This window comes from Microbispora sp. CA-102843 (genome assembly GCF_050936215.1).
GTDB lineage: Bacteria > Actinomycetota > Actinomycetes > Streptosporangiales > Streptosporangiaceae > Microbispora.
This window is the reverse complement of record NZ_JBNJNF010000001.1, coordinates 4,034,339-4,055,000: the sequence shown is the minus strand read 5'-3', so window position 1 is coordinate 4,055,000 and position 20,662 is coordinate 4,034,339. Positions and strand designations below refer to the sequence as shown.

Genomic DNA, 20,662 nt, shown 5'->3' with positions numbered 1-20,662 from the left:
TCATCCTGCTCCATTGCTCAGGGCGAGTGGGGCGGATGCGGTAATTCGTTCGTCCGGCCGCGGTGCTGACGGGCGACTGTCCCTCTGATCCACACGGGTGCCCATGTACGGGAGAGAGGTCCATCTTGATCAGTGAGGAGCCGCTGGGGAACGAGGTCGAACCGCCGTACATCGAGGCATGCCGCGGCTGATACGTCAGCCGCCCTGGCGTCAGCGCTCAGCGTGCTGCGCGCTGAAAGCGGCGGCGACAAGCTCGTCACCGTTGAGCCGCCCGTAACGGCGCGAGGTCCGCCTGTCAGCCCAGCCGTGGTGGTCGGCCGGGCCCATGGCTCGGTTGTTTCCGCCGCCTGCGCCTTGGTTAGGTCTGCCGAAAACCTCTTGGAGATCTCCGTGGGGTTGTGTCCTCTCAGGCTGTCCGAGGTGTCGTGGCCGCGCGAATCGATCGGGCGCTGAGGGCGCCGGCGGTGACGAGGGCTTCGGCGATTGCGCAGGCACCGAATGCCGCTTGGAGGCTGAAGTGCTCAACCATGACGGCGAAGACGGTGTAGGAGACGGGCACCAGCCCCAGGGCTGAGAAGCTGACCAGTGCCATGACGCGCCCCAGATAGGCGTGGTCGGTGTTGGCCTGGACGACTCCGAGGAGCAATGCGCTCGCGGGTCCTGAGGTAAACCCGAGTACTGCGGCTGTGACGGCCGTGAGCGGGAGGCTGGGCAGGAACGGCAGCAACGCTACAGAGGCGGCGCCTGCGGCGACCCACCACAATCCCGTGACGGCGGGCTTGCGGGAGGACGGGAGAGCCACCAGAAGCAGAGCACCGGTGACGGCTCCAATGCCGAATCCGCTGATGACAAGGCTGAAGCCGGTCGCGTTCCACCCGCGGTCTTCGGCCAGCAGCGCCACGCCGACGTTGAGCGGCGCGGCGAGAGCGAGATTCAGAGTGGTGACGACCAGCAGGATCGGGCCGAGGACGGGTGTGGTGGCGACGTAGCGCAGTCCAGTCCACAGAGAGGTGAACAGGTTTTCCCGTCCGCGAGGGCTTTCCGGCCCGCCTGCCTGCGGTCGTGCAGGGAGCCGCAGGGAACGCAACAGCAGCAGCGCCGCGGTGAACAGCGCGGCGTTGGCAGCGGCGGCCAGACCAGGGCCGCCGGCGGCGACGAGAATCCCTCCGAGTGGAGCTCCGAGTACCGTGGCCGTTCGTTCGAGGGTCTGGACGAGTCCCTGACCGGCGGGCAGCTGCTGCGGCTGCAGCAACGAGGGTGGCAGCGCTGCAGCGGCGGGCATGTGAGCGGCGTCCAGGGCACCGAACAGCAGTGCCACTCCGATCAGCAGCCAGAGGTGAGGTGCGGATGTCGTCACCACCGCGATGGCGAAGGTGAGCATGAGGGCGGCGCGTAGCGTCTGGCTCACCAGGGTCACGCGCAAGGGCCCGTAGCGGTCGGCGACCGTCCCTCCGAGCAGGATCAGCACCGCGCGGGGAACTGATGCGGCTGTCATGATCAGTGCTGTCTGTCGGGGGTCCCCCATGCGGGCCGCCGCCCAGCCTAAGGCGATGAACCAGATCTGGTCGCCCACCAGGGACATGCCGAACCCGGTGAGATAACGGCTGAAGCCCGGTGAGCGCAGCACTCCCGTCGACCGCTCAGCCGGCTGCTGTTCGGAACGTCTCGCGAGAAGAGGGAAGGGCCGGGGTAATCGTCGTTGTGACCTACTGTCGTTCGGCATGGCGCGTCCCTGGGGAGGGGAGGGATGGGGATTGGGCCTACTGGGGCTGGGCGGCAGTGTCGCCGGCAGGCGCAGGCCCTGCGATGGGAAAGGCATGCAGGAACAGGAACACCTGCTCACGACCTGGGCTGTCGGGGCGTTTGGCCCATCGTGCGATCACGGCGTCGAGTTCCTCGCCGAGTTCGCGCAGCTCTTCAGGGGTGAGGCGTAGCACGCTGTCGGTGCTCTGCGCGGCCGATGCCCAGGTGGGTCCCCAGCGTTGCGGGCCGTCGGCGAGCCATTCCTGCAGCCGGTCGACGTGGCGTCCGATGAGCACCCGTTGCGCGCTCGCCGCCACCTCTTGTGCTCCAGGGCTGTCCTCGAAATCCTCCGGGGACCAGCGCACGCCGCCGGGTATCGCCCGCCACCACCGTTCCCGCCCGTCCTTGCATAGGTCAGGTGCTTCCTCGATGAAGCCGTGGGCGGCGAGTTGGCGCAGGTGGTAGCTCAGGGAGCCGGGCGCTCCGGGGACGTGCTTGGCCAGCTGGGCGGCGGTCGCCGGCCCACCGGCGACCAAGACCTCGTACAGCCGTAGCCGTGCGGGGTGGGCGATGATCTTGAGGACCATAGGGTCGGTGATCCGGCCCGTCTTCTTGCTCATGACCAGCAGTGTAGCAGATCCACAAGAAAATTTGTGCAAAAAAGTTCGCGCGCATCCTCTTGCGCAAATCTCGGCGTGCATCTACCTTTCTGAATGCGCCGGTCAAACAAATTGACCCGGCTTCGAGTCACCACGCTGCGTTATCCGGGGGAGGTGAATTTTCCATGGCCATCGAGGTTTTCGAGGTCGCTGAGCGCGACGTGTGCGGCATCAAGGGCTGACCTTGCCCCTAGCGGTACCCGCTCGCTTGCCCGCCGTTTCTTGCGGTGGGCAAGCGAGCGGGTCCACTAACCATGCGAAGCATCTACCGAATCCATGCGCGGATCACGAGAAAGGACCGCGATGACAACCGCTGCATCGGCGTCTACGGCGGAGGCCATAACCTCTAATATCGGGCATCCGCTGCCGCCGAATGTCCGGCTTCTGCCCGGGCGTGACTGCTGGTGGGTGATCCGGGACACCACAATAGCTCGCTTACCCCGTGAAGCCGTGACCAGCGCCTCCGCCCAGTCGGTGATACTACCCGAGGCCTATGACGCCTTACGGCAGCAGGGCTTTTTCACAGTTCGGCCGGCCGACATCTACGCGGTCACCGTGCTGACCGCCACAGCATGTAATTTAGGCTGTGCCTACTGCTATCAGAACACGTCTTTGCCGCAGGAGGGGAGCTTCGCTCCTCCACGAATCGATAAGGCGGTTCTCACCAGCAGCCGGGTAGGCGAAGTAGCCGCATTCATCGAAAGGCAAATGGCTCGCTTCAATCTGAAGCGGAGCAGCCTGCTTCTCTTCGGCGGCGAGCCGCTGCTGAATCCTTCGGGGGCGCTGCAGCTGCTGCAGGCGATGCGGCCGCTCGGCCTGGCCGACGCCGAGATGATTACCAACGCCGTTTTGCTCACTCCGAAACTGGCCACGCGCCTTGCCGAAGCCGGGCTGCGCAGAGTGCAGATCACCTTCGATGGCGGCAAGGACGACCACGACAGCATCCGGGTGACGCGTAATGGGCGTGGCACCTACGACACGATCCTCCGCAACGTCATCGAGGGCTCCGCTCAGACCGACCTGCACTGGCATTTCCGCGTGAACATCTCCCATCGCAACGTGGGGGACCTGGAACGTTTGATCGACGACCTCGGAGACGCGGTTCCGCAGGGGCGATCCAGCCTCCATCTCGCGCTGATCGACGACACCGGGCTCGGGTACGACAACACCGTGGACTACAGCTCCGATCACGTGGAACTGTTCACCCAACTGGTGACTCGGGCCGTTCGCCACGGCATGTTCGTTCCCATCTCCAAGCCGATCTCGAGCTGTCCCTACTGCGGGGTGTTCGGAGGAGACCGCGGCGCAGTGATCAACGCCGACGGGAAGCTGTACAGCTGCTGGGAGACGGTCGGCCGGGAAGACTGGATCATCGGCGACGTCGAGAACGGCTATCTAACGGAAGAACACGTGCGGCCGCGCTGGGTGGCATGCGACTACGACATCAAGTCGCACGGCACCAAGGAGCAGGCACAGCGGTTCTTCGATCAGATCGACGCTGTCGCGTTGGACGAGATGTACGCCTGTCACAACCAGGTGCTGACGATGCGCTGATGCGCCAACGGCCAGTGACAACCCCCTCCAGTCAGGCACTCGCCGGGGACGACGAGTGTGGTCCCGCAGGGGCGCCGCCGGTTCGCCGGCATCCCGTGTGACTCATGAACTGGGACCGCGCCGACGACGCGCACCTCCCCTGCCGCCCGATCAACGGCTGCGAATGAGACAGGCACCTCCACAAGACCGAACGTTCTGAGGCCTCTCACCAAGGACAGGGTGTCCGGCATCCCCACGCGCTGGGCCGTGAACGACACGGCGGCCGCCAGCAGCACTGTGACCAAGCAATGGCGTCCTGCACGTCGTCGGCCTGCACCACCAGGGAGACGTTCCGTCCTCTGCCAGCCCCCGCCCGCGAATGTCCCGCTCGCCGGGGATCGAACGCCAAGATCTGGCGGCCGATGCCGGCGGGCTGGCCACGTCAAGCGCGCTAGGCGCCCGACCTCGGTCCACCCCCGTTCATCTGACCACGCGTGGAGATCTCCCCCATCACGTGAAGGAGCGGAATGAGCACAACGCTCGACATCTGGAACCCCGAGACCTACGACTCGATGCGCCGCAAGTTGATCCCGTCGTTGGACCTGCTGTACGGAAGCGCGGCAGACGCGGTCGCCGCGACCGTCCCGGAAAGCGCCCGCATCCTGGATCTGGGAGCCGGGACCGGGCTGCTCAGCGAAGCCGTCCTGCGGCGAGCGCCGGAGTCGAGGCTGTTACTCATGGACCACTCGGAATCGATGCTGGAGAAGGCGAGACAGCGGTTCACCCGCATGCCGCGGGTCGACATAGCGCTGGGTGACCTCAGGGACCCGCTGCCGGACACGCCTTTCGACGCGGTGATCTCCAGCCTCGCCATCCACCACCTTCCCCACGAGGAGAAGCAGGACCTGTTCCGCCGGATCGCACAGGTGCTCACCCCGGGGGGCGTCTTCGTGAACGTGGAGCAGATCGCTGCTCCGACCGAACAGATCGAGGTCGTCTACGACCGTCGGCATGAGTCACACGTCCTGCGTTCACAGTGCCCTGCCGAGGAATGGGCGGCAGGTCGCGAGCGCATGAAACTGGACATCTGCGCGGACCTGGAGACACAGCTTGCCTGGCTTCGCCAGGCCGGCTTCGACAAGGTCGACTGCCTCGCCAAGGACTGGCGCTTCGGCACCTACGCGGGATGGGTAGCGGCATGAGCTCCCCGCTCTACGGGGCCGTGCGCGCCGTCGCGCAACGCCGACCGCGGCACTGCGCCGTCCGGGACCTCGACGGCACCCCGATCACCTACGGGGAACTCATCGATCTCGTCGACCGCTTCGCCGCAGGGCTGCGCGCCCGGAGCGTCAAACCCGCCGACACGGTGGCCTTCGCACTTCACAACAGCGTGAGATACGTGGCGCTGATCCTGGCTGTCGCCCAACTCGGCGCGCGCTACGTACCCCTGATGGACAATTTCGACGCAGAGCAGACAGCCCGTGCGATCCGTTACGCGGAGCCGATACTCCTCGTCAGGGACCGGCAGTCACCCCCGGACGCGCCGGCAGAGCCGGCGCTTCCGACCGTGTCCCCGGCCGACCTCCTAGAGTCACCCGTGAAGTCCCCCGCCGAACCCGACACCCCGGCCGCGGACGGGTACGGGGGCCTTTTCCGATTCCTCTGGACGTCCGGCTCGACCGGATTCCCGAAGATGATGGCCTGGCGACAGGACAAGTTCGTCGAGGAGCGGCACCGGTGGCTTGCCGACACCGGCATGCGTGACAGCGACGTCTACTTCTGCAGGCACACGCTCGATGTCGCGCACGCGACCGACCTGCACGTCTTCGCCGCGCTGCTGAGCGGCGCCTGCCTGGTGCTCGCCCATCCCGCCTCCTCGCCCGATGAGATGCTCGATCGGCTTCAGGAGGAGCGGGCCACGGTGATGAGCGCGCTCCCCCGGCACTACGACCAGCTGGTGCACGCCGCCCGCGGACGCCGAGAAGTGCGGTTGTCGCATCTGTGGCGCCCACTCTGCGGCGGCGCCCACCTGAGCGTCGGCACGGTGCGAGACGCGGCGGACGTCCTCGGAATTCACATCCGCCAGATCTACGGATCCACGGAGTTCGGCCTGGCCATGGGCAACATGGCCGACGAACGGCAGACGCATCTCGGGATGGTCCCGGTGCGGGGTGTCGGGGTCCGCATCGCGCCGCTGGCACCCGGCACGCCCCACATCGGCGAGCTGATCCTGCGATCGCCCTGCACAAGCGGGGGGTACCTCTACGCAGAGGAGGCGAACGCACGGACCTTCCGGGGCGGCGAGTTCTGGACCGGCGACATCGCCCGGCGTCTGGACGACGGTTCCTATCAGATCCTTGGCAGGGTTTCCGAGGCGCTGTCGTCTAATGCCGGGCCGCTGCTCGCACCTGTGCTGGATGCGGAGATCGCGAGCGCCTGCCCCGGAGCCGAATCGGTGAGCCTGGCCGTCGAACCGGGGGTTTACTCACCCCGTGTCCTGGTCGTCGTCCGGCCGGCGCCGGGCGCGTCGGCGACCGCCACCCGTGAGACGGTCGAGACGATCCTGTCCCGGTACGGCCTGGATGGAGATGTCCAGCCGGTCGAGTCGATACCCCACACGCCGGTTGGCAAGGCCGACAAGCCACGTCTTCGAATCGAGTTCGGGCTCAAGGACAAATGACACAGAACTAGGCGAAGGTGGGCCCGTCTTCCCGCTCGGGGTGGACAGGGCGACGCCCGCTCCTCCCGTGGGAGGGGCGGGCTTTTGCTCGCTTGGCGTTTGTAGGCGCGCCTTCATCGCCACTATGGGTCGGCGCTTTTGTAGGTGCACTTGTACCGCTTGCTAATGACCTTGGCGTAGCCGTACCGGTTGTGCGCCGCCTTGGGGCAGAACGCACCGGGGGGTGATGCAGTCTCAGTGGTTGCCCACCTGCTTGGAGCAACTCGCAGCGGTGGAGGAGGCGGCGGACGACAGCGTGATGGCGCCAACCGGTGCGGCCGTAACAGCGGGTACCACGAGAGCGGAAGGGTGTGAACTGTCACAGCGGCGAGCCGAGCGCCTACGGTGGCCACGAAGCATCGCCGAACCGGTCCATTGGGCGCTCGGTTTGCGCGTCGTCCCCAGCGGCGGCGTTTTCCGGTGCCGGTGAATGTCAGGGGCTGAGCCGGGTGACGACCATGGCGTGGTCGGAGGCCGGCGCGTCGCGGCGGCTGGTGGGGTCTTCGGTCATCGAGGGCAGCCCGTCGTGCGGGCTGGCCCCGTCCTCCGGACGCATCCCACCGCCGCCAGCACGGCGGGGTCCGGCGCGGCGACACGGCGTGGAGGATCCACGTGGCTGAGGCTCATGATTCTTCACCGTTCTCCCGGGGCGTCCGCCGCCGGCAGTGGCGGGTGCTCGTCGGCGGGCGTCGCGCGGCTTCGGGCCCCGGGCCGTGGCGGCCGGGGCCCGTGGAGACGCCTCCTACCGCGGGCCCACGACGTGCTGCCGCTGGGTGCCGAGGCCGGCGATGCCGAGCTCCATCACGTCGCCCGGCTGCAGCCAGATCTGCGGGTCGTGGCCCATGCCGACGCCGGGCGGGGTGCCGGTGTTGATCAGGTCGCCGGGTTCCAGCACCATGAACTGGCTCAGGTGGTGGACGACGAAGTACGGGTCGAAGATCATCGTCTTGGTGTTGCCGGTCTGCCGCCGCACGCCGTTGACGTCCAGCCACATGTCCAGGTCGTTGACGTCGGCGATCTCGTCGGGGGTGACCAGCCACGGCCCGGCCGGGTTGAAGGTCTCGGCGGACTTGCCCTTGGCCCACTGGCCGCCGCGCTCCATCTGGAAGGCGCGCTCGCTGACGTCGTTGACCACGCAGTAGCCGGCTATCACGTCGGCGGCGTCCTCGACCGAGTCGAGGTAGGAGGTGCGCTTGCCGATGACGATGCCCAGCTCGACCTCCCAGTCAGGCTTGGTGGACCCGCGCGGGATGCGCACGTCGTCGTCCGGGCCGACGAGGGTGTTGGGAGACTTCGTGAACAGGATCGGCTCGCCGGGCACGGCCTGGCCGGTCTCGGCGGCGTGGTCGCTGTAGTTCAGGCCGATGCACAGGATCTGGTGCGGGCGGGCGATCGGAGCGCCGATCCGCTCACCGGCGAACTCGCCGGTCTGCCCGGCGGCGATCCGCTCGGCGACCGGCCCGGCGAGCAGGGCGGTGCCGCCGGCGGCGAAGAACTTCTCGTCGAAGTCGGCGATCAGGTCGGAGACGTCGATGTAGCGGGTGTCGTCGACGCGGACGACCGGCTTCTCGGCGCCGGGGGCGCCGATGCGCATGAGGTACAACGCTTCTTCTTTCGGGGTCGGGACGGGGTGGAGGGCACCCGGCGGGGCACGGGGACACCGGCGCGCGGCGCGCGACCCTCGCTGCCGATCACATTCCGAATATTAGACCATTATTCCGGCAAACGAAATAGATCCTGTCCGGCCTGGTTCGCACTCGGCTTAGAGCCTGCTGACAAAGGCTTAAGCGTTCGTGGGGGATGAGGCCGTAGAGGGCACAGTCCGAGCTTGTTGATGTAGCCCTGGTGGGACCATTGGGACAGTTCTCGATGCCGAGGATGGCCGTGGCTCGGTCTCCTTCCCAGGCCCCAGGGCCGGGCGGTCAAGAATTCCAGGACCTTCCCGCGTCGGCCCGGACTGCGCAGTTCCGGCAGGGGTGGAAGGTCGCCCCAGCGGCCATGGGGTGGTTGACCGGCCCCTTCATGGGCCAGACGGCGGGTTATCTGATGGACACTTGCCCACCAGATCAGGGCTTCGTGATGCTCGAGCTTGCGCTCGTAGATCCGCACAATCCTGCGGCAGCGACCCAGCCAGAGGAAGGTTCTTAGTGCCATCCACCGGCACCCTCGCTTCGGGTCAGCTACCCCTTGGAATAGATCGTCTAGGGACTAGAGACGCTCGATGAGTCGTACGGTCACGGTGTCCCCAGCGGCCTCGCCGAGGGCGCGGCGCAACGGGGCGGCGATGGGGAGTTTGTGGGTGCCGTCGCCGAGAGCCATGAACGAGCTGGTGTTCCGTGGGCGCCCGTGGTTGCACTTCACCGGGGTGCCGATGTCATGGCCACAAGCCGTCATATCCGTCGGATCTGACCGATGCCGAGTGGGCGGCGCTGGAAGGCGAGGCGCGGGCGGTGATGGCCGAGCTGGTCACGGCCACGGGCAGACCGATGGTCCATGACCTGCGGGCGGTGCTGGACGCGATCGGGTATGTGACCCGATATGGGATCGAGTGGCGGGCCCTGCCGGTCGACTTCCCGCCGCATGAGGCGGTGTATGCGTTCTTCGTGCGCTGGTCACGGCGTGGCCTGCCCGAACGGCTGGCCGGGCGGTTGCGCGGTCGGCTGCGGGTTCTGGCCGGACGGGGCGAACTGCCGACGGCTGGATACATCGACTCCCAGACGGTCCGGGCGGCCGAGATAGTCGGCGCGGCGGCTTGCGGGTATGACGCGGGCAAGAAGCTGAAGGGGCAGAGCGGCATGTGGTGGTGGACACGCTCGGGCTGCTGTTGTGCGTGATGGTCACCGCCGCGTCGGTGCAAGACCGCGACGGCGCGCACCCGGTCCTGGCGCTGCTGCGCCAGAAGTTCTCCACCATCGGCCTAGGACCTGTTTCGAAGTCCGCTGACTGACGGCGTGTCGTGCCCGGACAAGCAGTGAGGTCTCCGGTAGAGGGTTCATCGACCAAGAAGAACCTGAACACCGGAGACCTCGTTGGCCACCTTAGCGGTGACGAGGCGGTTCGACCTGACCGATGCGCAGTGGGCCCGGCTGGAGCCGCTGCTGCCTGCGCCGAGCAGACCAGGGCGGCCGTCGAAGTGGACCAAGCGGCAGCTCATCGACGGGATCCGGTGGCGGGTACGGGTCGGGGCTCCCTGGCGGGACGTGCCGGAGTGCTACGGCTCCTGGCAGGCGGTGTACGCCCTGTTTCGACGCTGGCAGCGGGCCGGTGTCTGGCAGAAGATCCTCACCCGGCTGCAGGCCCTGGCTGATGCCGCCGAACTGATCGGCTGGCAGGTCGGGGTGGACTCCACCATCGTGCGGGCCCATCAGCACGCGGCAGGCGCGCGGCGCGATCCGCGTCTGCAGGCCGAACCGCCGGGTGGGGTGAGCACCGAGCCGGTCGACCACGCGCTGGGACGCTCACGCGGCGGCTTGTCGACCAAGCTGCACCTGGCCTGTGAGCAGGGCCAACGGCTGCTGTCGCTGGTGCTGACCGCCGGCCAGCGGGGCGATGCACCACAGTTCCAGGCGGTCATGGCCGGCATCCGCGTCCCCCGGCTCGGGCCCGGCCGGCCCCGTACCCGGCCTGAGGTCGTCCGCGCCGACAAGGCCTACTCCTCCCGGGCGATCCGCGCCTACCTGCGCCAGCGCGGGATCAGATGCACCATCCCCGAACCAGCCGATCGCATCGCCGCTCGCCTGCGGCGCGGCAGCCGCGGCGGTCGTCCTTCACCTTCGACGCCCGCGACTACCGCGCCCGTCATGCTGTGGAATGTGGCATCAACCGGCTCAAACGCCACCGCGCCATCGCGACCAGGTACGACAAACTCGCCGTCCGCTACCAAGCCGCCATTCTCATAACCGCGATAGACGACTGGCTCACCAGGCTTTGAGACAGGCCCTAGTCTGGGCCGACGGCGGCTATGCCGGACGGCTGCAGGTCTGGGCCCGGCAGGTCCTCGGCCTGGCCGTCACGATCGTCAAGCGCAGCGATGACCTGCGCGGCTTCGTGGTGCTGCCCCGCAGGTGGGTGGTGGAGCGCACGTTCGCCTGGCTGGTCCGCTACCGCCGCCTGGCGCGCGTCTATGAGCGCAAGCCCGACCATCATGAAGCCCTGATCTGGTGGGCCACCGTGCACCAGATGACCCGCCGCCTGACGCGCGAACTCGCCGGTCTGCCACCCTCACACCGCTGGAGCGACCCGCCGCCGTTGCCGGTGTCGTCCAGTCCCGACCGGCGCGGCAAGGTCCTGCAACTCCTGGCCGCCCAGCCCTGGCGAGCTTGGAGAGGAAGCGAACTGGCCGCCATCCTCGGCATCGAGAACGTCAACAGCTTCCGCGTCCAACTGTCCCAATGGTCCCACCAGGGCTACATCAACAAGATCGGACCGGCTCTCTACGGGCCCATGCCCGCCAACACTTAAGCCTCTGTCAGCAGGCTCTTAGAGGGAATCGGCCCAGCGCGCCGCATGCGGGGGATCCGCGACACGGCGTCCCGGAACGGGGACCGGGCACCCGGCGTGCGATATTGGCTGTGCCATGCCGGTGACATCGCCCCTCCGCCTCGCCCGAGCCGCCGCCTTCACCGCGGTGTGCCTCGGCCTGGCCGTGGTGGCGCACCTGTTCAGCGGCGGCATGGTCGCCCCCGGCGCGCTGGCGCTGGGCCTGCCGGTGGTGTTCGCCGCCGCGCTGCCCCTGTCCGGCCGGGAACGGACGCTGGGCGCGATCCTGCCCCTGCTCGCGGCCCTGCAGGTCGCGCTGCACGTGCTGTTCGCCCTGTCGTCCTCGTCGTCGTCCGCCTGGCATGTCATGGCCGGGCATGTCCTGGCCGGGCACGCGCATGCCGGGCCGGGCTTCGGAATGCTGCTCGCCCACGGCTGGGCGGTGGTGCTGACGGCGCTCTGGCTCGCCAGGGGCGAGGCCGCCCTGTGGGCGCTGCTGCGGCGGCTCGCCGTACGGCTCACGCGGATCGCGGCCGATCCGGCGCCGCCGGTGTTCACGCCGCCGGCGTCGCCGCATCCGGACGAGCCGCGGCTGCCGCGCTCCGTGGCGCCGCGTCACTGCGTCACCCGGCGCGGCCCGCCCCGCCTTCTCCAGCCGTCCGCCTGAGACGGCTCTCCTCACCTCGCTCCCGGCCGCATACGGCCCGGGGGCGTTGTCAATGATCTTTTCCGGCGGAGCGTGCCTGCGCGCATGCCCCGATCTTCGGCCGTGGTGGACCGTCGCCTGTTGCCTCTCTGCGGGGGCCTTGCCGGCTGGTCCCGCCGCGCTGCCCCGCGTCTCCGCGGACGGCCCGCGTGGTCTGCCTCGCATGCCCGGGAACGCCGCCCGCATGCCCGCCGGACGACCGAGAGAAGGCTTCCGCATGACCATCACGACCGTTAACCGCGTGCTCCCGGCGGCGCTGGCCGCCCTCCTGGCCGCTGCGGCCTGTGCCGCGCCTGCCGGCACCACCGCCGCTTCGCCGGCCGCCGCGCAGGCTCCCGCCTCCGCGACCGCCACGGCCGCCGCCCCGCTGTCGATCAGCGATCCGTGGGTGAAGACGGCCCGCTCCGGCATGAGCGCCGCCTTCGCCACGCTCGTCAACACGACTGGCGAGGCGGTGACCGTCGTCGCGGCGAGCACTCCCGTCTCCCCGTCCGTGGAGCTGCACGAGGTCGTCGGAGACGGCGGCACCACGACCATGCGCCGCAAGCAGGGCGGGTTCGTGATCCCCGCCGGCGGCCGGCACGTGCTACAGCCCGGCGGCGACCACATCATGCTCATGGACGTGCGCACGGCCGTCGAACCCGGTGCGGAGGTGCCCTTCACGCTCACCCTGAAGGACGGCAGGACGGTGTCCTTCACCGCGGTGGCCAAGGACTTCGCCGGCGCCAACGAGTCCTACGCCCCTCATGAGTGAGCGCGGACCCGCAGCGGGACGGCGGCTGACCCGGCGCGGCCTGCTCGCGGGAGGGGCCGTCGCGGCCGCCGCGGCGGCCTGCGCTCCGGCCTCCGCCGTACCGGACACGGCAGGGCGCGCATCGGCCGGGCCCGCGCCCCTCCCCGGCGGTGACGCCGTCGAGCCCTTCCACGGCGTCCATCAGGCGGGCGTCGCGACGTCTCCGCAGACGTTCGGGGTGTTCGCCGGGTTCGACCTGCGGCCGGGGACCGGCCGCGCGGCGCTCGCACGCCTGATGCGGCTGCTCACCGACGACGCGCGGCGGCTGACCCGGGGCGAGCCCGCCCTCGCCGACACCGAGCTGGCGCTGCTGCCCGCACGGCTCACCGTCACCTTCGGGTTCGGCTCCGGGCTGTTCGAGGCGGCGGGGGCCGGGCAGCTGGCGCCGCGGCCGCTGCCGGCGTTCAAGGTCGACGACCTCCAGCCCCGCTGGAGCGGCGGCGACCTGCTGATCCAGGTGTGCGCGGACGACCGCGTCACGCTGGCCCACGCGCTGCGCGTGCTCGTCAGGGACGCCCGGTCCTTCGCGACCGTGCGCTGGACCCAGCACGGATTCCGGCAGAGCCCGCAGGTGCGCGCGCCGGGGACGACCCAGCGCAACCTGATGGGCCAGCTCGACGGCACCGTCAACCCCAGGCCGGGGTCGGCGGACTTCGAGCGGGCCGTGTGGGTGCGCGACGGGTGGCTGCGCGGCGGCACCACGCTGGTGCTCCGCCGCATCCGGATGGACCTGGAGAAGTGGGACGCCGCGGACCGGGCGGCCAAGGAGTTCAGCGTCGGGCGGCGGCTGGACACCGGTGCGCCCCTGACCGGCAGGGCCGAGACCGACGAGCCCGACTTCGCCGCGCTCGGCGCGTCGGGCCTGCCGGTCATCTCCGAGTACGCGCACATCCGCCGCGCCCGTGTGGCCGACCCGGGCATGCGGATCCTGCGCCGGGCCTACAACTACGAGGACGGCCTCAGCCCGGAGGGACGGCCGGACGCCGGCCTGTTGTTCGCGTCCTATCAGGCCGACGTGGCACGGCAGTTCGTCCCGATCCAGCAGCGGCTCGCGGAGGTGGACCTGCTGAACCAGTGGATCACCCCCATCGGGTCGGCCGTCTTCGCCGTGCCGCCCGGGTGTTCCCCGGATGGCTGGATCGGGGAGACGCTCCTGTCCTGACCGCCGTACCTCGTCACCACAGAAGAGGGAGCCCCTTCCGGGCCGCGTGACCCGGAAGGGGCTCCCGACGGTGGCAGGGCGGCTCAGCCGCGCGAACGGCGCAGGGCGGTGAGGCCCGCGCCGGCCCCGACCAGGCCGGCGACGAGGCCGAGACCGCCGAGCACCAGGGCCGGAGTGCTGTTCCCGCTCTCGTCGTCGTCGCTCGCCGCCGTCGCCACCGTGGGGGCGGCGGCGGCAGGCGAGGCGGGGGCGGCAGGCGAGGCGGGGGCGGCGCCGTGCTGGTCGTCCCCCTCCTCCGCGGCGACGAGCTTGAGCGCCGGCGCGGGGTGTTCGGGCTCGGACCCGTCGGCCTTCGGCGCGTCCGCCCACTTGACGACCTCACCGCTGGAGTAGGTCTGCGCCGTGGGGAACTCGAGCGAGTCCACGTTCTTCGGCAGCGGGCCGACCGACGCCTCGAACTCCTGGAACTGGCCGGACTCGATCTTCCCGCCGGACCAGGTGATCTTCAGCACCGACTCGGTGATCGTGTCGCCGGCGTCCGACACGACGGGCTTGGGCAGCTTGCCGCGGGTGAGCTTGACGTCCCAGCCGGGGACCGGGCGCACCGAGACGAACGGCAGCGGGTGGTCGGTGGGGAACTCGACCTCCACCTTGGTGGTCGAGGCGTTGTCGCGCTCGTTGGGGACGCGGAAGGCGATCTTCGTCCAGGAGCCCTGGACGGCGGTGCCGGGGTTGACGGTGACGTGGGCGAGGGCGGGCACGGCAAGACCGATGGTGAGCGCGAGGGCACCGGCGGTGACGGTGGCCGCACGACGGACGTACGAGGTCATGGGGGTTCTCCAGTCGTCTGCGAGATTACGAAGGCGCGCGAGCGTGGCCCCACGGCGGGAGAAGCCGATCCGACGGGGGCGAGCGTGATCCCATGGGGAGATACGCGCCGCTCGCGCGTGAAGCTCAGAAGACGGGAAGAACCGGTGGCCCGCGGCGGACGACCGCGTGCCGCAGCACGCCCGCGGTGCGCGGGAGGCGCTCGGAGCCCGGCAGCGCGCACCGGCGAGGACGTCCGCTGCCCGCGAGATCCGCTCCCGACAGCTCCAGCAGCGCACGCACCAGTACGGCCAGCGCCCGCAGGCAGCGGACCGTCCCGGCGCCGATCCCGCGCAGCACGGTCCACAAGGCCTCCTCGCCGCGTGACAGCCACCATCCGGTGAGCAGCGCCGCGGTGAGGTGGGCGGTGAGCATGCCGGTCTGCGCGCTCAGGCCGCCGTGCCAGGTGGGATGCGACGCCGCGCCGGACCCCGTGGCGTCGAGGAGGCAGTGCAGGAACGCCTGAGCGCCGACCAGCAGGCCGATGATCGCCTGAGGCGACCGTTCCCGGCCCGCCGCGACGGCCGCGCCGGCCGTCACCGTGAGCACGCCTGTGAGGAGCGCGGCGGGCGTCGGCCCGCCTCCGCCGGCGAACCGGTGCGCGCCGACGGCGAGGAGCACGCAGACGGCCGAGAAGGCGGCCGACCGCGCGAGCCTGAAGGAGAGCGTGGCGCGCATGACGCCGGGATTGTCTCACATCTCGGCGATCTCGGCCGGTCCCGTGGCCGATCTTCCACGAGGCCGGCGGCGCCGGTCCCGCTTCCGTGCCGTCCACGCCGCGTACCCGGCACCGCGGGAAAGGCCCGCTGAACGTTTCAACCGGACATAGGGGATCCCGCGGGGGCTCCCCTGAGGACGACCCTTCGGTCATACTCGCTAGTGATCAGCGGTCCCGAGCCGAGAGCCGACGATGACACCTCCCCAGCGCCACCGCGGCGTGGTCGTCCCCGCCATCGCCGCGACGGCGTTCGCCGTACTGGCGCTCGCCCTGTGGTTCGGCGGCGGCAGACCGCAGCCGCCGATCCAGGGGCTGCCCTCCCCCGGCGTCCTGACCACCTGGGGTCTTCCGGTCGTACGCCTCGTCCACGACGTCTGCGCCGCCGCCACGGTCGGGGCCCTGCTGGCGTCCGTCGTACTGGCCCCCGCGAGCGGCCGGGTCGTCGTACGGGCGGCCGGGAACTGGGCGCTCGGCTGGGCGGCGAGCGCGGCGGTCACCGCTGTCCTGACGCTGTCGGACTTCATCGGGCTGTCCCCGGGAGACGCGCTGAGCTCCGGCGCGCTGTCCACCTTCCTCTTCCACATCCCGCAGGGGCAGGCGTTCCTGACGGTGACGCTCGCGGCCCTGGCGATCGCCGCCGGATCGCTCCTGCCGCACGGCCCCCTGCTCCGGTTCGCGCTGCTCGCGGTGGCGCTCCTCGCGGTGCTGCCCCCGGCGTACGTGGGTCACTCCGCCTCGGCCGCCGACCACAACCTCGCCGTCCTCAGCCTGATGGCGCACGTCGCGGCCGTCGTGCTGTGGACCGGCGGCCTGTACGCCCTCGTGGCGCACCTGCGCGGCGCGCCCGGGCTCACCGTCGCCGTGCGCCGGTTCAGCACGCTCGCGCTGGGCTGCTTCGCCGCGGTCGGGGCGTCCGGCGCCCTCAACGCCTGGGTGAGGCTCGGCTCGCTGCCCCTGCTCTGGCAGTCGAGGTATGGCCAGCTCGTGCTGGCCAAGATCGCCGCGCTGGCCGTGCTCGGCTGGTTCGGGTGGCGGCACCGGCGCAGGACCATCGCGGCGATGGAGTCCGGCGGAGCCCGCGCGCCGTTCCTCCGCCTCGCCTGCGGCGAGATCGCGGTGATGGCCGGCACGCTTGGCCTTGCCGTGGCGCTGGGACGCACACCCCCGCCGGCCACGGAGACGGCCGTGCACCAGCACGACGCCCTGGGATACGCCCTGCCTCCCCTCACCCCGGGCGCGTTCGCCGCCGAGGTGCGGCCCGACCCCCTCGCGCTGCTCCTGCTGGCCGCCGCCGCGGCCGCGTACCTGTCCGGCGTATGGCGGCTGTCGCGCGCTCCGGGGAACGGTGGGAGGTGGCCGGCCGGGCGGACCGCCTCCTGGCTGGCCGGCCTGGCCGTGCTCGGCTACGCCACGTCGGGAGGAGTGGCGGCGTACGCGCCCGCGCTGTTCTCCGCGCACGCGGCGCAGTACGCGCTGCTCGGCGCCGTGGGCCCCGTCCTGCTCGTCTACGGCGCGCCGCTGACGCTGTGGCGGCGGGCCAGTCCTGGGGCGGACCCCGGCGGCGGCTCGGCCGGCCGCGCGCTGTCCCATCCGGTGACGGCGCTGGCCCTGTACGCGCTGCCGTATCCGGCGCTGTATCTGACCGGCCTGTTCGGGTCAGCCCAGCCGAGCCTCGCCCTGCGGCTGGCCGCGCAGACGGTGGTGACGGTCACCGCGGTGCTGTTCCTCGCGGTGGCCGCCGGTGTGGACCCGCTCCCGCGCGCGATCCGGCCGCAGGTCCGCGCCTGGATGCTCGCCGGGGCGATCGCCGTACGCGCGTGGACGGGCCTGGTGGTGCTTGCGGGGCCGCCGCAGGCGCCGGAGTGGTACGCGGCGCTCGGGCTGCCGTGGGCGCCGGACCGGGCTGCCGACCAGCGGCTGGGGGCGCTGCTCGGCACCGGCGTGACCATCGCCGTCCTCGCGGGCCTGCTCGCGCTGCTGCTCGCCCGCTGGCGCGCGGCGCGGCGCAGGACCGCCGCCGCCCGCCCCGAGAGGTCCGTGGGCGCCCGCTAGAAGAATCAAGGGGCGCCCGGCGCGGCAGGCGTCAGCGACGGCAGGGGCGCAGCGGCAGCAGGGGCTCAGCGGCGACCGCGGGGGGCGCCGTCGCGGTCCCTGCGCACGATCGGCTTCTTGCCCTTGATCGTGGTGCGGCGCAGCGCCGAGACCACCTCGTCCACGGCGCCGTCCGGGATCTCGACCAGGGTGAACCGGTCGGCGATCTCGATCGCCCCGATCTCGCGCCCGCTGACCCGGGTCTCGCCGGTGATCGCGCCGACGATGTCCTGGGGGCGCACGCCCGCGCTGCGGCCCGCGCCGACGAACACGCGGCTCATCGCGTCGCCCCCGCGCCGCCCGCGCCGGTCGTCGCGGCCGTACCTGTCGTCGCGCGCCCCGCGCTCGGGCCGCTGCGGGCGCGGCGAGACCTCGGGGATCTCCTCCTCGTCGGCGGCGGCGCCGGTGGACTCGTGGGCGAGCTTGACCGCCGCGAGCGCGATGGCGACCAGGTCGAACTCGTCGGCGAGCGTCTCGACCACCACGCGGAAGCGGTCGAGATCGCCGTCCTCCATCAGGCTCTCCTGCAGGGCGGCCCTGGTCAGCTCCAGCCGCCGGGCGCGCAGGTCGGCGACCGTAGGCACCTTCTCGACCGCGATCTTGCTGCGGGTGACGCGCTCGATGGTCTTGAGCATGCGGTGCTCGCGCGGCTCGGCGAGCGTGATCGCGACGCCCTCGCGCCCGGCCCGGCCCACCCGGCCGATGCGGTGCACGTACGACTCGGGCGCGGACGGCACGTCGTAGTTGATGACGTGGGTGAGCTGCTCGATGTCGAGGCCGCGCGCGGCCACGTCGGTCGCAACGAGCAGGTCGGCGGTCCCGCTGCGCAGCCTGCCCATGACCCGGTCGCGCTGCTCCTGGCCCATGCCGCCGTGCAGGGCCTCGGCGCGGTAGCCACGGCCGTTCATGGTCTCGGTGAGGCTGTCGACCTCCTCACGGGTGCGGCAGAAGACGATCGCCGCGGTGGGGGACTCCACGTCGAGCACCCGGCCCAGCGCGGCCGGCTTGTACGCCCGGCTCACGATGTAGGCGCTCTGCCGGATGAGCGGGGCCTCGCCGGCGGCGGGCGCCTCCCGCTCGATCCTGATCCGCACCGGCTCGCGCAGGTGGCGGCGGGCGATCCCGTCGATACGCGGCGGCATGGTCGCGGAGAACAGCACGGTCTGCCGGTCCTCCGGGGTGTCCTGAAGGATCGCCTCGATGTCGTCGGCGAAGCCCATGTCGAGCATCTCGTCGGCCTCGTCGAGGACGATCATGCGCAGGCCCTTGAGCGGCAGGGTGCCCCTGCCGATGTGGTCGAGGGCCCGTCCAGGGGTGGCGACGACGACGTCCACGCCGCGCTCCAACGCCCGCAGCTGCCGCCCGATCGGCTGGCCGCCGTAGATGGGCAGCACCCGCGTGCCGAGCTCGCGGCCGTAGCGGTGCATGGCTTCCGACACCTGCACGGCCAGCTCGCGGGTGGGCACGAGCACCAGCCCCGCGGGCTCCCCGCCGCCGGCCTCCACGGCCGCCGGGTGGCGGCCGGCGTGCAGCCGCTGGAGCATGGGCAGGGCGAACGCGGCCGTCTTGCCCGTGCCGGTCGCGGCCTGCCCGAGGAGGTCACGACCCTCCAGCAACGGCGGGATGGCCTCCCGCTGGATCGGTGTGGGCTCCTCGTAACCGAGACCGGTCAGGGCCTTGAGGAGCTCGGGGCCCAACGCCAAATCGGCGAATCCGGGTCCGTAGTCGGTCTCGTTCACGACCATTTCCTGCTCCTGGTCCTGCTCCTGGTCCCGGCCTGTGGCGGGGCGAATGTGCACGGGACGACCCTATGGTCTTTCCGCCCTTACCCCGAACGCAGCCCCCGGCACGCGACGCGCTCCTCCTCCTGACCCGCACGGCGTACGCATGTCCTGCCGGAGACGGAGGAGGGGTTTACATCCACGGGCGGACGACACGCCCGCGCCCGGAGGGGAGCCTGTAAAGGTCCCTGAGGAGCAGGAGGATCCATGGAAGGAAAGGCACGGTTGACCCGCTGGGCGGGCGGCGCCGCGGTCGCGCTCGCCGCCGCCTTACTCGTCGCGTCGTGCGGCGATGCGACGCCCGGGCGCACCCCCGGAACGCCTGCCGCGCCCGCCGCCCAGGCCGGTCATGCCGGTCACGGCGTGGCCCAGACGCCACCGACGGCGCCGCTGCGAGCGGGCGAACGGTTCGTGACGCTGACGATCCCGGAGCCCTACCGGCCCTCGGCGCCCTCCGGCGGCACCGACGAGTACCGCTGCTTCCTGGTCGATCCCGGGCTCACCGGGCCGGCGTTCCTGACCGGCAGCCAGTTCCTGCCGCAGAACGCCGACATCGTGCACCACGCGATCGTCTTCCGGGTCGGCCCCAAGGAGGCGGAGGCGGCGCGCAGGACCGACGCCGCGACCCCGGGCGAGGGATGGACCTGCTTCGGCGACGCCGGGATCGAGAACGGCTCGTGGGTCGGGCACTGGGCACCCGGGGCCGACGAGACCCTCCTGCGGCAGAAGGTGGGATATCCCCTGCCTGCAGGCAGCCAGATCGTGCTGCAGATCCACTACAACCTGCTGGCCGGCGCGGGCGGCACGGACAGGTCCGGCATCCGGCTGCGGCTCGCCGACGGCGCGAGCGGCCTGACCCCTCTGGACACGGGGCTGATCACTGCGCCGATCGAACTGCCCTGCACCGCGCGGGAGTCGGGGCCGCTGTGCGAGCGCGGGGCCGCCGTCGAGGACGTGGCCCACCGGTTCGGCGAGCAGGCGCGCCGGACGGTCGACGGGCTGACCCTGAGGTGCGGGCAGGGCGCGCCTCCGGAACCCGGCCCCACGCAGCACTGCGACGTCCCGGTCGGCAGGGGCGCCACGCTGTACGCCGTCGCCGGGCACATGCACCTGCTCGGCCGTTCCATCCGGATCGACCTCAACCCGGGCAAGCCGGATGCGAAGACCCTGCTCGACATCCCCGCGTACAACTTCGACGACCAGGCGATCCGCCCGCTGGCCCAGCCTCTGGAGATCAAGGCCGGCGACACGCTCCGGGTGACCTGCACGCACGACGCGGGACTGCGTGCGATGCTGCCCGCGCTGCGCGGGCTGCCGCCCCGGTACGTGGTCTGGGGCGAGGGGACCAGCGACGAGATGTGCCTGGGTCTGCTCGTGTGGTCGCCTCAGGCCCGACCCGGGGCATAACGTG

20 protein-coding genes are annotated in these 20,662 nt (G+C 70.9%); 12 read left to right on the top strand and 8 right to left on the bottom strand.

From position 1 onward, the window contains the following. Positions 1 to 406: 406 nt before the first annotated feature. Together ACQEVJ_RS18750 and ACQEVJ_RS18745 are read right to left on the bottom strand one after the other, a co-directional pair. The gene (locus ACQEVJ_RS18750; protein ID WP_433102643.1) at positions 407 to 1,723 is read right to left on the bottom strand and encodes an MFS transporter; all 1,317 of its coding nucleotides are present in this window, start codon (positions 1,721 to 1,723) and stop codon (positions 407 to 409) included. A gap of 37 nt (positions 1,724 to 1,760) precedes the next feature. Next, positions 1,761 to 2,363 carry an ArsR/SmtB family transcription factor gene (locus ACQEVJ_RS18745; protein WP_433102641.1) on the bottom strand — a complete coding sequence of 201 codons (603 nt, stop codon included), beginning with the start codon at positions 2,361 to 2,363 and terminating at the stop codon, positions 1,761 to 1,763. Between the two features lie 489 nt (positions 2,364 to 2,852). On the opposite strand from ACQEVJ_RS18745, the gene ACQEVJ_RS18740 reads away from it, so the two are divergent. The 3 genes from ACQEVJ_RS18740 to ACQEVJ_RS18730 all read left to right on the top strand — a co-directional run bounded on the left by ACQEVJ_RS18740 (position 2,853) and on the right by ACQEVJ_RS18730 (position 6,615). Then, positions 2,853 to 3,956, top strand: a complete 1,104-nt coding sequence (locus tag ACQEVJ_RS18740; RefSeq protein WP_433102639.1) for a radical SAM protein — start codon at positions 2,853 to 2,855, stop codon at positions 3,954 to 3,956. Positions 3,957 to 4,462: 506 nt separating this feature from the next. Then, on the top strand, positions 4,463 to 5,137 hold the full coding sequence (locus tag ACQEVJ_RS18735; RefSeq protein WP_433102637.1) for a class I SAM-dependent methyltransferase: 675 nt from the start codon (positions 4,463 to 4,465) through the stop codon (positions 5,135 to 5,137). Continuing rightward, on the top strand, positions 5,134 to 6,615 hold the full coding sequence (locus ACQEVJ_RS18730; RefSeq protein ID WP_433102635.1) for a class I adenylate-forming enzyme family protein: 1,482 nt from the start codon (positions 5,134 to 5,136) through the stop codon (positions 6,613 to 6,615). The genes ACQEVJ_RS18735 and ACQEVJ_RS18730 overlap by 4 nt, the downstream gene beginning before the upstream one ends. 472 nt (positions 6,616 to 7,087) lie before the next feature. On the opposite strand, the gene ACQEVJ_RS18725 is transcribed toward ACQEVJ_RS18730, so the two are convergent. From ACQEVJ_RS18725 to ACQEVJ_RS18715, 3 genes are all read right to left on the bottom strand, one after another. Beyond that, the gene (locus ACQEVJ_RS18725; protein WP_433102633.1) at positions 7,088 to 7,210 is read right to left on the bottom strand and encodes a hypothetical protein; all 123 of its coding nucleotides are present in this window, start codon (positions 7,208 to 7,210) and stop codon (positions 7,088 to 7,090) included. 186 nt (positions 7,211 to 7,396) lie between these two features. Then, positions 7,397 to 8,248 (bottom strand): fumarylacetoacetate hydrolase family protein, encoded by an 852-nt coding sequence (locus tag ACQEVJ_RS18720; protein ID WP_433102631.1) that lies wholly within the window; start codon positions 8,246 to 8,248, stop codon positions 7,397 to 7,399. 614 nt (positions 8,249 to 8,862) lie between these two features. Then, complete coding sequence (locus ACQEVJ_RS18715; protein WP_433102629.1) at positions 8,863 to 9,048, bottom strand: DUF1905 domain-containing protein; 186 nt, start codon at positions 9,046 to 9,048, stop codon at positions 8,863 to 8,865. Between ACQEVJ_RS18715 and ACQEVJ_RS18710 the strand changes: the two genes are divergently transcribed. From ACQEVJ_RS18710 to ACQEVJ_RS18680, 7 genes are all read left to right on the top strand, one after another. After that, positions 8,991 to 9,488 (top strand): transposase, encoded by a 498-nt coding sequence (locus ACQEVJ_RS18710; RefSeq protein ID WP_433102627.1) that lies wholly within the window; start codon positions 8,991 to 8,993, stop codon positions 9,486 to 9,488. The genes ACQEVJ_RS18715 and ACQEVJ_RS18710 overlap by 58 nt on opposite strands. Further along, positions 9,488 to 9,601, top strand: coding sequence for a hypothetical protein (locus ACQEVJ_RS18705; protein WP_433112836.1), 114 nt, complete (start codon positions 9,488 to 9,490; stop codon positions 9,599 to 9,601). The genes ACQEVJ_RS18710 and ACQEVJ_RS18705 overlap by 1 nt, the downstream gene beginning before the upstream one ends. Positions 9,602 to 9,698: 97 nt before the next feature. Then, positions 9,699 to 10,585 (top strand): IS5 family transposase gene (locus ACQEVJ_RS18700; protein WP_433112833.1). Its coding sequence is split into 2 segments (ribosomal slippage): positions 9,699 to 10,425 and positions 10,425 to 10,585, totalling 888 coding nucleotides; the frame shifts between segments, so codons are not numbered across the junction. Beyond that, positions 10,582 to 11,115, top strand: coding sequence for a transposase (locus ACQEVJ_RS18695; RefSeq protein ID WP_433102625.1), 534 nt, complete (start codon positions 10,582 to 10,584; stop codon positions 11,113 to 11,115). Before ACQEVJ_RS18700 ends, ACQEVJ_RS18695 begins: the two co-directional genes overlap by 4 nt. A 115-nt stretch (positions 11,116 to 11,230) precedes the next feature. Next, entirely contained in the window at positions 11,231 to 11,800 is a 570-nt protein-coding gene (locus ACQEVJ_RS18690) for an MFS transporter (RefSeq protein WP_433102623.1), read from the top strand. Positions 11,801 to 12,056: 256 nt separating this feature from the next. Then, positions 12,057 to 12,593: a copper chaperone PCu(A)C gene (locus ACQEVJ_RS18685; RefSeq protein WP_433102621.1), complete on the top strand. Its 537-nt coding sequence runs from the start codon at positions 12,057 to 12,059 to the stop codon at positions 12,591 to 12,593. Next, the gene (locus ACQEVJ_RS18680; RefSeq protein ID WP_433102619.1) at positions 12,586 to 13,794 is read left to right on the top strand and encodes a Dyp-type peroxidase; all 1,209 of its coding nucleotides are present in this window, start codon (positions 12,586 to 12,588) and stop codon (positions 13,792 to 13,794) included. The genes ACQEVJ_RS18685 and ACQEVJ_RS18680 overlap by 8 nt, the downstream gene beginning before the upstream one ends. Before the next feature lie 83 nt (positions 13,795 to 13,877). Here ACQEVJ_RS18680 and ACQEVJ_RS18675 read toward each other — a convergent pair whose 3' ends face one another. Together ACQEVJ_RS18675 and ACQEVJ_RS18670 are read right to left on the bottom strand one after the other, a co-directional pair. Further along, complete coding sequence (locus ACQEVJ_RS18675; protein WP_433102617.1) at positions 13,878 to 14,624, bottom strand: YcnI family copper-binding membrane protein; 747 nt, start codon at positions 14,622 to 14,624, stop codon at positions 13,878 to 13,880. Positions 14,625 to 14,748: 124 nt separating this feature from the next. Continuing rightward, positions 14,749 to 15,339, bottom strand: a complete 591-nt coding sequence (locus ACQEVJ_RS18670; protein ID WP_433102615.1) for an MFS transporter — start codon at positions 15,337 to 15,339, stop codon at positions 14,749 to 14,751. Between the two features lie 232 nt (positions 15,340 to 15,571). Here ACQEVJ_RS18670 and ACQEVJ_RS18665 point away from each other — a divergent pair, with 232 nt between their 5' ends. Then, on the top strand, positions 15,572 to 17,431 hold the full coding sequence (locus ACQEVJ_RS18665) for a cytochrome c oxidase assembly protein (protein WP_433102613.1): 1,860 nt from the start codon (positions 15,572 to 15,574) through the stop codon (positions 17,429 to 17,431). A 65-nt stretch (positions 17,432 to 17,496) separates the two neighbouring features. Here ACQEVJ_RS18665 and ACQEVJ_RS18660 read toward each other — a convergent pair whose 3' ends face one another. Continuing rightward, on the bottom strand, positions 17,497 to 19,269 hold the full coding sequence (locus ACQEVJ_RS18660; RefSeq protein WP_433102611.1) for a DEAD/DEAH box helicase: 1,773 nt from the start codon (positions 19,267 to 19,269) through the stop codon (positions 17,497 to 17,499). Between the two features lie 189 nt (positions 19,270 to 19,458). Between ACQEVJ_RS18660 and ACQEVJ_RS18655 the strand changes: the two genes are divergently transcribed. Beyond that, entirely contained in the window at positions 19,459 to 20,658 is a 1,200-nt protein-coding gene (locus ACQEVJ_RS18655) for a monooxygenase (protein ID WP_433102609.1), read from the top strand. Positions 20,659 to 20,662 lie beyond the last annotated feature (4 nt).